This window comes from Paenibacillus sp. FSL R7-0345, assembly GCF_038595055.1.
Classification (GTDB): domain Bacteria; phylum Bacillota; class Bacilli; order Paenibacillales; family Paenibacillaceae; genus Paenibacillus_AQ.
In genome coordinates this window covers 584929-599294 of record NZ_CP152002.1, presented here as the reverse complement: position 1 = coordinate 599294, position 14366 = coordinate 584929, and the positions used below count along the sequence as shown (strand labels likewise).

Annotated in this window: 14 protein-coding genes and 1 pseudogene; 2 read left to right on the top strand and 13 right to left on the bottom strand. The window is 53.6% G+C overall.

The window, feature by feature from the left end:
• Positions 1-39: 39 nt before the first annotated feature.
• Positions 40-606, top strand: a complete 567-nt coding sequence (locus NST84_RS02630; RefSeq protein ID WP_342564117.1) for an FAD-dependent oxidoreductase — start codon at positions 40-42, stop codon at positions 604-606.
• Positions 607-1061: 455 nt separating this feature from the next.
• Here the strand turns inward: NST84_RS02630 and NST84_RS02625 are convergent, their stop codons facing one another.
• The 11 genes and pseudogenes from NST84_RS02625 to NST84_RS02575 all read right to left on the bottom strand — a co-directional run bounded on the left by NST84_RS02625 (position 1062) and on the right by NST84_RS02575 (position 11351).
• Positions 1062-2045: a glycosyltransferase family 2 protein gene (locus tag NST84_RS02625; protein WP_342564116.1), complete on the bottom strand. Its 984-nt coding sequence runs from the start codon at positions 2043-2045 to the stop codon at positions 1062-1064.
• Between the two features lie 28 nt (positions 2046-2073).
• Positions 2074-4245, bottom strand: a complete 2172-nt coding sequence (locus tag NST84_RS02620; RefSeq protein WP_342564115.1) for a glycosyltransferase family 39 protein — start codon at positions 4243-4245, stop codon at positions 2074-2076.
• A gap of 473 nt (positions 4246-4718) precedes the next feature.
• Positions 4719-5540, bottom strand: a complete 822-nt coding sequence (locus tag NST84_RS02615; protein ID WP_342564114.1) for an aminoglycoside phosphotransferase family protein — start codon at positions 5538-5540, stop codon at positions 4719-4721.
• Positions 5541-5554: 14 nt separating this feature from the next.
• Complete coding sequence (locus tag NST84_RS02610; RefSeq protein ID WP_342564113.1) at positions 5555-5851, bottom strand: antibiotic biosynthesis monooxygenase; 297 nt, start codon at positions 5849-5851, stop codon at positions 5555-5557.
• Between the two features lie 38 nt (positions 5852-5889).
• Positions 5890-6516: a hypothetical protein gene (locus NST84_RS02605; protein ID WP_342564112.1), complete on the bottom strand. Its 627-nt coding sequence runs from the start codon at positions 6514-6516 to the stop codon at positions 5890-5892.
• A gap of 140 nt (positions 6517-6656) precedes the next feature.
• Positions 6657-7766 carry an endospore germination permease gene (locus NST84_RS02600; RefSeq protein WP_342564111.1) on the bottom strand — a complete coding sequence of 370 codons (1110 nt, stop codon included), beginning with the start codon at positions 7764-7766 and terminating at the stop codon, positions 6657-6659.
• A 37-nt stretch (positions 7767-7803) separates the two neighbouring features.
• Positions 7804-8007 carry a hypothetical protein gene (locus NST84_RS02595; RefSeq protein ID WP_342564110.1) on the bottom strand — a complete coding sequence of 68 codons (204 nt, stop codon included), beginning with the start codon at positions 8005-8007 and terminating at the stop codon, positions 7804-7806.
• 4 nt (positions 8008-8011) lie between these two features.
• Positions 8012-8479, bottom strand: a pseudogene (locus tag NST84_RS02590) (Ger(x)C family spore germination C-terminal domain-containing protein); the annotation flags it as partial.
• Between the two features lie 12 nt (positions 8480-8491).
• Positions 8492-9169, bottom strand: coding sequence for a Ger(x)C family spore germination protein (locus NST84_RS02585; RefSeq protein WP_342564109.1), 678 nt, complete (start codon positions 9167-9169; stop codon positions 8492-8494).
• A complete protein-coding gene (locus tag NST84_RS02580) occupies positions 9166-10716 on the bottom strand; it encodes a spore germination protein (protein ID WP_342564108.1) in 1551 nt (516 codons plus the stop codon). The genes NST84_RS02585 and NST84_RS02580 overlap by 4 nt, the downstream gene beginning before the upstream one ends.
• A gap of 125 nt (positions 10717-10841) precedes the next feature.
• Positions 10842-11351 carry a DUF2569 domain-containing protein gene (locus tag NST84_RS02575; RefSeq protein ID WP_342564107.1) on the bottom strand — a complete coding sequence of 170 codons (510 nt, stop codon included), beginning with the start codon at positions 11349-11351 and terminating at the stop codon, positions 10842-10844.
• 76 nt (positions 11352-11427) lie between these two features.
• Between NST84_RS02575 and NST84_RS02570 the strand changes: the two genes are divergently transcribed.
• Positions 11428-11769 (top strand): MGMT family protein, encoded by a 342-nt coding sequence (locus NST84_RS02570; RefSeq protein ID WP_342564106.1) that lies wholly within the window; start codon positions 11428-11430, stop codon positions 11767-11769.
• On the opposite strand, the gene NST84_RS02565 is transcribed toward NST84_RS02570, so the two are convergent.
• Both NST84_RS02565 and sulP read right to left on the bottom strand, forming a co-directional pair.
• Positions 11745-12446, bottom strand: coding sequence for a DUF1361 domain-containing protein (locus NST84_RS02565; RefSeq protein WP_342564105.1), 702 nt, complete (start codon positions 12444-12446; stop codon positions 11745-11747). The two genes, NST84_RS02570 and NST84_RS02565, sit on opposite strands and share 25 nt — an antisense overlap.
• Before the next feature lie 113 nt (positions 12447-12559).
• Positions 12560-14335 carry a sulfate permease gene (sulP, locus tag NST84_RS02560; RefSeq protein WP_342564104.1) on the bottom strand — a complete coding sequence of 592 codons (1776 nt, stop codon included), beginning with the start codon at positions 14333-14335 and terminating at the stop codon, positions 12560-12562.
• Positions 14336-14366 lie beyond the last annotated feature (31 nt).

Sequence of the window (14366 nt, the reverse complement as noted above, 5' to 3'; positions counted from 1 at the left end):
TAATAGTAAGCATAATTTAACTTTCAGGAGGTTAACGCTATGTATGAAGTTGCTGTTATCGGAGCCGGCCCTGCCGGTGCAAGCGCCGCCTTGTTCACTGCCAAGGCAGGCAAAAAGACGCTTTTAATTGACAATGACAAAGGCATGACCCGCAGAGGGTGGTATGAGAACTATTATGGAATCGCCGAAATCGGCGGTCCTGATCTGGTTGAAACCGGTCATAAGCAGGCGGTTAAGTTCGGAGCGGAGCTTGTTGCCGGTCAGGCTGTTAACCTCACAGCCGGCAGCGAAGGCTTTACGATTGAAACCGAGAGCGGTGCTACCTACGAAGCGAAGCATGTTATCCTGGCGACAGGCGTACTGACTGATCTCGCCGCCAAAGCCGGTGTAGAAACGAAGGACGGCACTGAGCCAAGAATCAAAACCGTAGTGGCTGTAAATGCTGAGGGCAAGACAAACGTTGACGGCATCTGGGCAGCCGGAACGGTTGCCGGCGTCAGTGTACACGCCATCATTACTGCCGGCGACGGGGCAAAGGTGGCCATCAACATTATCAGCGAGCTGAACGGCGCCAGATATGTGGACCACGATTTGCTGAAGGCATAGTAGAGGGCATTTATACAGCTCTATGATTCAGAGCAGCAAAAAAGCTATCCCGGTTGATTGGCCTGAGGCCATAACTGCCGGAATAGCTTTTTTTGATGTATTGCGGATGGGTGGCCAACAACATAACCGGCTGTACAGCTTAATCTTATTTTAACTGTACTTTGTACACTTAAAACTCCACATTATAGGTATTCGGAATGGAATAACTGCACTATGTACAGCTATATCCGCCGGTTTCTGCTTAAATGGCATAAATCATGGATTATAGTTGTACAGAATACAGCTAAAGCCAGCAGCTCCTAATAATCTGCATGTTTAATTGCAGAAAGTGCAGTTATAACGTGAGAAGCCTGGCCCTGCACAAAAAGGCTCCCCTGGTGAAATGGCTGTAAGCCAACAACAGCCGGGGAGCCGCCTTTCTGTCTTTTTATACCGGAGGGGTCTTCTCTCGTTTTTCACTTGTTAAGCTGGGCCACTCTGGGCTCCTTGGCCGCCTGTTGCACCCTGCCCTCATAGAATTCCTGCACAATGTAGAGCGGACGTCCCTTGGTCTCGTCATAAATCCGTCCGACATATTCACCGAGAATGCCCAGCATAATCAGCACGAACCCGTTAAAGGTTAAGGTAATGCCGATCATCGACGCCCAGCCCTTAACGGCCGCGTCCGTAAAGAGCGCCAGGTACAGCACATACATAAGGTAGAGAAATCCGCTGGCTGACAGTAGCCCTCCCAAGTAACCCGCCAGCTTCAGCGGTTTATATGAAAAGGAGGTGATGCCGTCCAGCGACAGCTTGATCATGCGCTTCAGCGGATATTTTGTCTCCCCGGCCAGCCGTTCGTCGCGCTCATATTCAATCGCCTTCTGGCGGAAGCCGACCCAGCTGACGAGGCCGCGGACGAACCGGTTTTTCTCCGGCAACCGTTTCAGCTCTTCGCACACTTTGCGGTCGATCAGCCGGAAATCGCCGGTGTCAACCGGTATAGAGATGTCGGTGGAGTAGCGGAGGATGCGGTAAAAGGCGCTGGCCGTCCATTTTTTGAATAAAGATTCCCCGTTGCGCTTGATGCGCTTGGCATATACGACGTCGTAGCCCGCCTTCCATTCCTCAATCATCTTGAGAATCAGCTCTGGCGGGTCCTGCAAATCGGCATCGATAATGATGACCGCATCGCCCAGCGAATAATCCATCCCTGCTGTAATGGCGATCTGATGCCCAAAATTGCGGGACAGGTCGATCAGCTTCACACTCTCATCCCAGTAGCTGTATTCCTCGACCATCTGCGCACAGTTGTCTGTACTGCCGTCATTCACAAACAGCAGCTCATAGGCCTCGTCTGTCGTTCCCATTACCTTTTTGATCCGCCGGTAGGTTTCCTGAATCACAGCTTCTTCATTGTACATCGGTATAATGACGGAATAGCGCACGTTGATACTCATGGGCAGCTCCTCCTTAAATTGAATTCACTTAGTCTAAATGGATCTCATACAACGTCCCGCCGGCCCCGCCTGTTACCATTCCCTGCCAATCGGCTGTCGGCACCTCTGTGCCGTTCTCCGTGATCCAGCTGGTAATCTCCGAATTGCCGCCGCCCCGTCCACCGCCCATACCGCCGCTGGTAACAAGGAAGTATTTTACCTTGCCGCTGTCTACAAGGGCCTGCAAGGTTTCAGTCGTGTAAGGTACATCGGAGTTATTAAAGCCGTTCAAAATGACGACCTTTTCACCTTTATCGATGATATAAGGACCTGCTGTTCCGTAATCCATGGCTGCAAATAAATATTCTTCACCTGTGTTGTGCTCCTTCAGATAAGCCAGCAGCTCCGCGTTCACTCCAGTGCTGCTGTTTCGGCCGCCTCCTCCGAAGCCGCCGCTTTCGCTGCTGTCAGGCCCTGCGGCCGGAGTCATGCTGTTGAGCCCGTAGGTGATCGGCGTAAACGCCCAGTAGAGCGGGCCGATCAGCAGCACCAGCAGCCCGGCTACAGCTGCGGCGTGAGTGAAGGCGGACTTCTTCCGGCCTTTCAGAATCCGCAGGACAATCAGAAGCAATGCTGCAGCAATTCCTGCGGCCAGCACTCCGATTGACCAGCCGCTGCCGATGGTATCGTCATAAGGATGAATGATGTACCACTCGAAGCCTGCTGTAGCCAGAATCGCCGCGGGCAGCAGCCAGGACAGCCAACCAGAACGCTCTTTATAGTCGTTCCAGAGCTTAAACCAGCCTGCTCCGGCCAGCGCCGCAACCGGCGGCGCCATCATGATCAGATAATACTGGTGGAAGAATCCGGCGATGCTGAAGAATCCCATCACCGGTACCAGCCAGGCCAGCCAGAACAGGGCCTCTTTGTGCTGCAACGTAAAATGTCTGCGGCGGAGGCCGGCAAAAATGCCGATTACGCCGAATAAGACAAAGGGCAGCAGCCAGCTGGCCTGGCCGGACAGCTCCTGCTGGAACAGCCGCAGCGGGCCGGCGGTACCGGTGTTGAACATGCCGCTACCGCCGCTGTTCATTCCGCCGCGTCCGCCCTGGCCGCCGTCAGCGCCGCCGAACTGCCGGCTTCCGCCGTCTCCCGCACTCTGGCCTCCGCCTTGCCCCGGAGACGTTCCGCCGCCACCCGGGCCGCTCTGTCCTTGTGACGCTGCTCCACCGTCACCGCCGCGCGCTTCACCGTCAGCTCCCTGCCGGCCGCGGGCGCCGTTTTGTCCCCGGCCGTCCTCTCCGCCCATAGCCGGCATCTCACCATTCATGCCCGGCATTCCGCCGCCAAACGACGGCATTTCCCCGTTCATGCCCGGCATCTGGCCGCCGCCGAACCCGCCGCCTCCCGGCATGCCGCCGCCTGTGCTGCGGTCACCGGTCAGCCGGGATACCCCGTTGTAGCCGAAGGCCAGATTCAGCACCGAGTTGGTGCCGCTGCTGCCCATATACGGCCGCTTATCTGCCGGTATTGAGTCCACGATAACCGCCCAGGAGAGTGAAACCGCCAGCAGCACGGCGGTGCAGGCGGCCAGCACGCCGGTTTTTTTCTTCCAGCTACCTTTTGCCGCAATAAGGTAGAACAGATAAAAGGCCGGCAGGACCATATAGGCCTGCAGCATCTTCTCATTGAACGCCACCCCGATCAGCGCGAAGGCGGTGAGCAGGCTGCCGGTTTTATGGTTTTTGGTCCCTTTGAACAAAAACCAGGCCGCCAGCAGCAAGGTAAACACCAGCATGGCATCAATATTGTTCGTGCGGCTGACCGCCGCCGCGACAGGTGTTGCAGCCATCGCCAGCGCGGCAAGGCGTGCAGCCGTTCTGCCGAAGCCCGGCTTAACCAGCAGGTACACCAGCAGTACCGAGCCTACGCCTCCCAAAGCCTGAGGCAGAATAACGCTCCAGCCGTGCAGCCCGAAGATCCATGCGCTGAGCGTCTGAATCCAGAACGTCACCGGCGGCTTATCCACGGTTACCGAACCTGCAGAGTCCAGTGAGGCGAAGAAGAAATTGTGGAAGCTCTGCAGCATGCTTCCGACGGCGGTTGTATAATACGTATTTACATAGTGGTCATTCCAGATTCCAAACCCGTATAGAAAGGCAGCCAACAGCAGAATAAACAGCAGTACCACATCAGAGCCGGTTTTTTTAACAAATTTCAATTTAGTTCCACTCCCATCTTTCAATAGAACAGCTTTCGGCAGCGTTCTCTCCCCAGTGTCAAGCATTGCATAGTGGTATTATTGCATCCTTACCTTAATGGTCAATGAGGCCAAGCTGAAAGTTTGCTGAACGTTTTTTTTGCTAGGCAAGGGCTATTTAGGGAGCTCAGCCCGCCAATCATCGCGTCACCCGACACAACACATCCCCTAACGGACTCAAATGCGCTTATTTTCAGCAAAACCGTTCTTTCGTCATCCTAACGGACACCAGTGACCTTATATGCCGGTAATCAGAGCAAAAATGGGTATTTGAGTGAAAATAAGAGCGCTGAGGTCCGTTAGCCCAGAAAAATGGCCGTTTGAGCAAAAATAAGGTCATTTCAGTCCGTTAGCAGTCCATGACTCCTAAAAGCACTACAAAAAAGCCAGCCAGAAGCTCTGGCTGACCCATTCTTTTACATTTCTAAACGATCCTAAGCTTTCCGCAATGATCTAAGCCGCCTGCGGATCTCTTTGGCAAGCTGCTCCTTCTCTGCGGCCGGAATCCCCTCGGTTAAGCGCGCTGCAGCTACAGGCACAATCCAGGCATTAATTCCGGCATAGCTGCCTCCCGACAGCCGGAGATATTCACGGATGTAGACCTTCGTGAGCTTCTGCCTGATGAAGCTGGTAACCACCCGCTTGACCAGCGGGCTTCCCGGAGGCATCGTCCCCATACTGAACAGCAGCACTGACCTTGCGGCATCAGCAGCAGGATTTCCGCAAATACCGTTCATCCAGTCGATAATCCAGGCTCCCTCAGCGTCAATAAGCACATTATCAGGGTGAAAATCACCATGACATAGCCTGCTGCCTTCAGGCAGCTGCTGCAAATGTTCAAGGATAGCCGTTTTTTCCTCCATTGAAAGGATCGGTGCGGCTACAATCTGCCTCCGCAGCTGCTCCTTATACCGGCCAAGCGCCGGACTTCCCTCCAGCTGATGCAGCTCATAATGCAGGGAAGCCAGCTGCCTGGCATACCCGGACAAGCGCCAGGGCTGGCCGCTGATCAGACTCAGCAGGGAGCGCCCGTGTATCTGCTGAAAGACAATGCCTCTGCGCCCTTCTGCTTCAATTAATTCGACCGGCCTGGGGGTACGGACACTGCCCTGATTATACACATATGTACTAACCTTGAACTCCTGTCCGACAGCCTCCGGCGGAAAATCCTCCAGATACAGCTTCACAATCGTCTCTTCCCCATGCTCCCATACCTCTGCCGTCCGGCCAACCCCGATCTGTCGGTTATGCTCCATAACCTGCCTCCCGTCTAGTCCAGATTGACACTGGTAAAATGCTCTACTGCCGGGAATGGGTCGTAGTAACGGTGAAGTAACGCCTTCCATTCCTGATACTGGGCGGATTCCCTGAATCCGACCGTATGATCCTCAAGTGCCCGCCACTTAACAAGCAGCAGATATTTATGGTCATCCTCCAGGCAGTGCTGGAGCTCATGGCCCAGGTAGCCGTCAATAGAAGCAATCAGCGGAGATGCCTGGATGAAGCTGGCTTCAAACTCCGCGGTAAGTCCCGGTTTAATCTGCAGCATGGCCGCTTCCAATATCATCTGACTTCCCCCTATAAATGCATAATAATAAACAATCCTCAAGCTTCAAGCGCATCACGGAAAAACTCATGATAAAAATTGATAATCACCAGCAGCACCGCCAGCGACTCATTGACACTGCCCACTTCAAGCGCATGATTGGCATCATCAATCCGGTACACCCTGATATTCCGCATACCGCTGATTTCCGCAGGATGCTGCCCGCTGAACATCGGGTCACTGCCGCCATAGATAACGCTGCCCCGGCTTTGGCGGATTAGAGGCACCGTATCCGCGATAGGCGTCAAATACAGATGCGCCGTCTTCTGCTGTACACCCAGCTCTGCCGCCACCCGTCCGGCAATGACGGTACCTATACTTTTGCTGATAAACAGCAGCTGTTTATAGTCGGCAACCGCGCCCAGCGCCGCTTTGCATTCTTCTACAACAATATCCAGCTCTTCCCGCTTAAACCCTGCCCGTGCGCTCTGATAGCCGTATTCCAGAATCAGCAGGTCACACCCGTGTTCAGCCGCCACCTTACCTGCATAATCCAGCAAGGAGCGTTCGGCCGAATAGTTCTGTCCCGGAAAAATAACAGCCAGCGCCTTGGAGCCATGCGAAGCATATTTATGTCTGACCTCTCTGCCCCAGTGGGAGGACATTACGATACTTGAAACACTCATAAGCTTCCTCCTCATTCATGTAAATCTCACATCCGCCGGCAAAGGCGTTTTCTATGTCTCTCATTATAACGATGTTCGGTGAAGCTTGGAAATGACAAAAAAACCTCCCGCAGCTAATATCGGGAAGTCAGTCATCTGATTTAGCTGTCATGTTGCGGTCTCCTCCTGTTCTGAGCGCGCCTTATCATAATTTCGGCCATAGCCCACAGCAGCAGCGGAATGAACACTTCAAAGGGAAGTGCGTAAACCTTATAAATATGGTAGGCAAAATCCTGCATCTGCGTAATATCCTTATAGATGAAATCAGACATATAAACCATAATCAGCCCCATCTGCAGCACCACGGAGCGGTAGCTTTGCAGCTTAAAGACCCTGGCAATACCCTGGCAGGTCACATACAGGCAGAGACTCGCTTTTATAAACAATGAGGTTACAAAAACAATCGCCGCCGAGCCTTCAATCCGGGTCAGAAAATCACCAATGTTAATCCGGCTTACCGCCACAAAAGAGGGGAAATAAAGCGAGGACAAAATCTCCGGACCGAGTACCAGCAGATTGCGCACGGAGACGCCAATGATGATAACACCTGCAATGATAACGCCGCCCACCAGCACCCGGGCTGCTGAACCTTTTCGCGGAAGAACCGTGAAGACACCGAGAAACACAACAATCTCCGCAAACGGAAAGGTAAACGTACCTGCCATATCTGCAAATACAGGGCCCCAGCCGCTGTCCAGTACCGGCTTCAAATGCTCATATTCATACTTGGGAATGGAGAGCAGCTGCACGACAATAATTACGGCCAAAGTAAACAGCAGCAGAAATTTGGCACTCCGCCCGACCACCTCCATCCCCGCATTCACCACCCAGATACAGAGCAGGCCGATAATCAGCATCGGGGCCAGCATCGGAGTGGAGGTCAGGGCCACCGTTTTGCTGAATTCCCCGAAATTGCGCAGGACCAGCGAGCCCAGATGAAGGGTATACCAGATATACAAGCAGCAGAACACCCGCCCGATGACACCGCCGAACACGATAATGAGCATATCGTACAGATTTTTTCCAGGAAAAAGGGTATGGAGCCGCGCGTAAATCAGCATCAGGGGGATGGCCAGCAGTACGGCCAGAATGATAGCAATCCAGCTGCTGTTGCCCGATTCGCCGGAAGTGCCCATAAACAGCGAGCTGCCGATGATGAACAGAATGACGATGCTGATGGATTGTCCTCCAGGTATAATCTCTTTGCCCATGCATCCCCCTCCTCTCTGCGCGTCCTGCTAGACCTGCTTAATAGAACTGTCTAATGAAGCTGAAAATCAGCGGTGACGGGCTGGGAATTTCCCAATGCATGGCAAGGCTGAAGGCCAGGATAAAAGAAATCAGGCACAGTACCGAGCTCATATAGAAATCCCGTCTTTTCTCCTGCTTCAGCAGACCGTAGGGATCCAGCCAGACAATAAATGCGTATATCAGCACTATAAAAAAAGGCACGGCATTAATCTCCTAACTTAATCGTTCTCGACGACTTGGCTGTACTCTGAATGACCACCTTTGAAGTAACCTGCACATCCAGCTCCTTGAATTCCTCGGACCATTTCGCCTCCAGCTTGCGCCAGCTCTGCGGCATGTCATTATGCACAGCCTTGCCAAACCCGAAGATATCCGCCTGATACTCCTGCTGCAGCTTATGGATGATAGAGAGTATATTCTGCTGAAGCTGTGCACCGGCCCGGTTTTCGATAGCCTGAATACTCTCGCTACCGCTGAGATTGACTGTGCTCATCACCTCGTCTAGCCCGGTATGGGTTAGGCTATCCACTTGAATCTGCAGCTTGCCGTTTACCCATACAGGCTTAACCTTTGTCCGGTTCGATAAAATCTCTAGTGAATAGGTGGGTATGCCGCGCTCATTGTCTATGGTCAGCACACCGCCTTTAACATCATTTTTGGCGAAAAGCGCGTATTGGGTCTCTTTTCAGTCCAGCTTGCCGACCATCCGGTCCTCAACGAACACTGCGGTTCCGTTGACGCGCTCGTTCTTCTGCCCGTTCAGTTCGCTTATGTTGAGCAGCGGAGCGATTGCGTTTTTCCCCGGAGTCTCCAGCTTGTCAATAAAATCCCAGATCTGCACAACCGGCGCGGTACCTGTATACTGCTCATCCTTCATCATCTGCGCCAGCTCGAAGGACATGATCGTTTTCGTCGTACTGTTCAGATTCAGCACTTCACGGGCATTTTTCTCATTCGACACAAAGATGAACACATCCGCCCGGGTCTCCGTATCCCTGCTGTACCAGTCGATAACCTTAACCAGCCCTTCCCGGGCCAGCTCCTCGCTTACTATAATGACCTTGGCATGACTCCAGAACAGCCTCCGCCCGGTCAGCGAAATCATATTGCGGGCAATACTAAAAATGGTATCCCCGGTCAGGCTCATCATTTTGAAGCCCGTCTGATTCTCCTGCAGCCCGCCCTGCGTATCCACCATTTCTACGGTCAGCTGGATGTTGTGATCTGCCTTATTCTTATCAAGGGCTACGCCGGCCACAATGGACATATCATCGATCTCCGTATAGTTCCAGCAGCCGCTCAGGCTGAAGAGCATCACAGCGGCAAGCAGGACAGCCATTACCCTGGAGTCGGTTCTCCTCATCTGCCTCCCCGCTTCCGCTGCGGCACTTTCCGCTTCATGTTGCGCGCCCCGATCACCGCCGGACGCAGATACATGTCCCACCAGGGAGCACGGACTGCCGTATCCTTAATATCCTGCGGCCGGACCGAGCCCACCCCGAGCATATAGGGAACACCGAAGGAGCGCAGGCTCATCAGATGGATAAGCAGCCCCAGCAGCCCGAAAAAGTACCCGAAGATCCCGAACAGAAACGCACTCAGCAGCAGAATCATCCTTACGATAATCAAGGGGCCCGTAAGCCGGGGATTGAGCAGGGTAGTGATTCCTGTCAGCCCTACAACAATAACCATCGGGGCGCTGACAATCCGTGCATCGACCGCAGCCTGGCCCAGCACCAGCGCACCTACGATACTGACGGCCTGCCCGATGGAATTGGGAATCCTCGCCCCTGCCTCACGCAGAATCTCAAAGATAGTCAGCATGAGCACCGCCTCAACTACAGTGGGAAACGGTACGGACATGCGCGCGGTTGCGATACTGAGCAGCAGCAGAGTCGGGACCATCTCCTGGCTGTAAGTAACGAGTGCCAGGTAGACGGAAGGAATGCTGATCGACAATAGGGCGCCCAGAATTCTGAGCAGCCGGTTAAAGGTAGCGAAATAATAGTTGATATAGTAATCCTCACTGGCCTGAAAATTTTCTGCAAACACATAAGGCAGTGTCAGCGCGAACGGGCTTCCGTTAATCAATACGGCAATGCGGCCTTCCATGATTTTACCGACAACAGAATCCGGGCGTTCGGTGCTGCCGATCATTTCAAAGGGCGAATAGGGCTCGTCGCGGATCAATTCTGCCAGATAACCCGTGTCCAGCAGATGATCGATCTCCACCCGGGCCAGCCGGTCCTGCAGCTCCTTCAGAATATCCGGCGAAGCCAGGCTTTCCATATAGCAGATACAAGTCTGGGTTTTGGTCCGTGTACCAATGTTGGTAAAAACAAATTTGAGGTCAGAATTCTGCACCCGGCGGCGGATCAGGGTCAGGTTGGTCAGGAGCGACTCATTGAAGCCGTCACGCGGCCCGCGCACCGCCTTCTCGGTCATAGGCTCTTCTATTGAACGCGTCTCCCAGCTTTGAGCGTTGATATTCAGTGAACCGGCATAGCCATCCAGCAAAAAGACTGTTTTACCGCTGACTACGGCACCAATCAGCTCATCCAGCTGCTCCGAAACGGTCACATCGCTTATCGTGATCACCCGGGTGCGGATCAGCTCCATCAGCCCGGCCGGATGCTTTCTGTCCCCGTCCGCGAATGCATAGGCCATAACCGGCCTCATGACCCCGCTTTGAATCAGCTCACGGTCGATCATTCCGTCAACATAGACCACTGCAAAGCGGATGTCCTTGTCATGGTCATTCTGAATCACCCTTATTCTAAGCGTGCCGTCACTGCTGAATATCTGCCGGAACAGTGCCAGCGTATCATCCATTGAACAGCTTAGGGGCTGGCAGGAGTCGATTTCCGGGGCAGGCTGGCTGCTGATATCCGTAATTCCCGCATTCGTCACAGCCGTCACTCCTGTCTATTCTTTTGATCTGATTATCCCCCGCCGCAAGCACTCCTATTCGTTTATCTCATCCTCCAGATAGTAAAAAAGCCGCAGCAGCGGCTTTTAGGGATTGTAGTAGAGCTTCAATTAACAAAGGTGTTGCGCACTCTCTTGGATCGCAGAATGTATGTAGTCCAGATGAGACTGTTTACCAGGCCCCGCGCAATATTCTGCAGCAGGTTACCGTTTGCCAGCTCCGAGGATTGCGGGATGCTCGCAACCAGCGCAATAATAACAACCTGCAGCAGCAGACCGATAATATAGTAAAAGATCAGCCAGCGCGGAAACACCGCCCGCTTGTTGTACAGCAAGGTGAGCAGATAAACGGAAGCTAGCAGCAGAATAATATTGGCGCTGACTTCAAAAATCAGCGTAGGCTTCCATAGCGTATGATAATCTGCCGAGCCGGGGGAAGTAAGCGCATACCAGCCTTCGCTGCCGCGGGTGTTGATGAAGAAATCGTAGATCAGTATGAACGTTCTGATACATGTGACATAAAGGCCGATCTGAATCAGCGCCAGCCAGCCGCCCAGCCCTTTCGGATGATCCGGCGACAGCCTCATGCCCTTTTGTCCCGATTTAGTTATTCCCAAAGCACGCACTTCCTCTGTTATAATCTGGTTTATATCTCATTCCGTGAACAAAGTCCACCAAGCTTAAGGAGAACCTATGACACCTTTTACCGCAAAAGTTATCGCCGTTATCCAAGCCATTCCTGAAGGGAGGGTTATGACCTACGGGGGTGTAGCCAAGGCTGCCGGAAGCCCCAGAGCTGCCAGGCAGGTTGTGCGGATTCTACATTCCATGAGCCGGAAATACAAGCTTCCCTGGCACAGGGTCGTCAATGCCAAGGGCAGGATTGCCCTGGATGATGAATCCGGCTCGGTCCAGAAGCTGTACCTGCTGGGCGAGGGGGTAGCTTTCGAGCCGGACGGCGCCATCAATCTGGAGCTGTATCAGTTCGTGCCGGAAGCTGATCCGGAGGACTATTTCTTGCCTCCTCTTGAATAGCTTCGCCCGCCGCTTCCTGCCAGGCCGTTCAGCAAAAAGTACAGCGTGGCATAAATGACAAGCAGCACCACTGCCACGAACAGGCTGAAGAACAGCGACTGTTTGTTCAGACTGTCCGTTACGAGCTGAACCAGCTGGTGCCGGTCTGTCAGCACATCCCAGCTGTTCAGCCGGTAGACCCGCCCCAGCAGCACCCCGTAGCCTCCCAGCGCACAAGCCGCAAGTACAAATATCCACGAGAAAAACAGATTGCTTTTGCGGGAAATCACGCTCTGAAACTGGTATAGCGAGAAAAAGCCGGTCAGCCAGCCGCTCCAGGTGAACAGCAGCAGGGTGACCAGATCATACCAGAACCGGCTCTGCACCGCTCCGCTGACGATATAAATGCTTCTGCGGGAGGTCAGATGCAGCAGGTCTGTCATCAAATACGGCGCGTTCGGAAAAAACAGCAGCCAGGCGATCCCCAGCGGCAGCAGCAGCATACTGCTGAACTTCTGTTTGTCCAGCACATAGGCGATGCTGGAGATCAAAAAAGGAATCCAGGCCAGAAAAAAGTTCCACAGTAAAAAATCAAAATATGTATCGGTGCGCAGTGAAACTACCCGGTACACCCCCAGAGTCGCCAGGGACAGTCCGGCTAAAAGCACAAACACTTTCGTATAATTCAGTTCCTTCATCAGGGTGTGTTCTCCTTATCCTAAGAATTGAACAACCATACTAAATATAACAGCCCGGGCGTAAGGATGCACCCGGGCTGTTATATTTTATTTGCTGTGCAGGAGCCTGACTGCTATATCCCGCCGCTAAGTTTACCTGCAATAGCAGGCTTATGGCCTTTGAGGCTTGCTCTGCCCGCTGTTTCCTGTATCCCGGACAGTGCTGCGCATTCACGGAAAGCAGCATGCCTGCAGCCTGCGCAGCGTCCCGTCTGAATCATTGACAGTGCAGTGTCTATCGCATCTCCGGTGTGCGCGTAGAACTGCTGTGCTCCGATTGTCTCGTACAGCCCTGTCCGCTTCAGCAGCTCAAGCGGCTGCGGCTCTATGCCGGAAATCAGCAGCTTCCCGCCGATAGCCTGCAACTGCTTCACCAGCTCAGCCAGATTGGCCTCCCCGGTCGTATCTATGAAAGGCACCTTGCCCATCCGCAGAATGATCAGGTTGGGCTTGCCGGGCCCGGGCTCCGGCAGCGTATCATTGAAGCGGTAGGCCGCCCCGAAGAACAGCGGCCCCTCCACGTTATATATCCCGATCTGCGGACAGTCATGGCTGTCAGTTACCATATGCGCAGCCACTTTCACCGACTCCGGATCAGGCAGTACCTGGGCGACCAGGTGGGTCTCTCCCATCCGTTTGACGAACAGAATAACAGCAAGCACCAGCCCTGCCTCCACGGCAACCGTCAGATCAGCGAATATGGTCAAAAGAAAGGTAATGAACATGACCAGGGAATCTCCGGTTTTGAGCTTCAGCAGCTTAAGAAACTGCCTGCGCTCGCTCATATTCCAGGCAACCACCATCAGGATGGGAGCCATCGCCGCAAGCGGAATGCTGGAGGCATACGGTGCAAAGAGCAGCAGGATCAGGAAGACTACGACACCGTGAATCACGCCTGATAAAGGGGAAGCAGCCCCGCTGCGGATATTGGTGGCTGTGCGGGCAATCGCGCCCGTAGCCGGAATCCCGCCGAACAACGGAGCGGCAATATTGGCAATGCCCTGGCCGACCAGCTCACGGTTGCTGTTATGCCGGCTGCCGGACATGCCGTCAGCTACCACAGCCGACAAGAGTGATTCAATGGCTCCCAGCATGGCGATGACAAAGGCCGGACGCAGCAGCAGCCTGATCCGCTCCCAGGTAATTACCGGAAAGTGAAAGCTCGGCAGCGTATTGGGGATGTCACCATAGGCAGAGCCGATGGTTGTCACCTTGCCGCTGAAGAAAAGCGCTGCAGCCAGCGTAGCGCACAGCAGCCCGATTAGTGATCCGGGTACCTTAGGAGCAAACTTAAGGCCAAGTATAACTACTGCAAGACAGATTACCGCTGTTAGCACACTGTACAGATTAACCGTTGAGATATGCAGGCCAAGCTCCTTCATGTTATCGATGAAGGCTTCATGACGCTTAACCCCCTGCAGCCCGAGAAAGTTCCCGATCTGCCCGGTAAAAATAATAACGGCAATCCCTGCAGTAAACCCGATGGTTACCGGCCTCGGAATAAATTTAATCAGTACTCCAAGCCTTAGCAGGCCCATCACAACCAGGATCACCCCGGCCATCATTCCGGCAATCAGCAGATTCTCATATCCGTACTCCATCGCAATGGCAAACAGAATCGGAATGAACGCGCCTGTCGGCCCTCCGATCTGGAACTTCGAGCCGCCAAACAGGGAAATAAGAATCCCTGCCACAATCGTCGTATAAATCCCGTACTCCGGCTTGACGCCGGAAGCAATAGCAAAGGCCATCCCCAGCGGGATGGCAATAACGCCGACGATTGTCCCTGAAACAATATCCTTGCGCAGCGAAGCAATGTTGTAGCCTTGAAAGCGGCCCCACCCTGTCATCCTCTAACCTTCTTTTCTCTGAATATCTGAT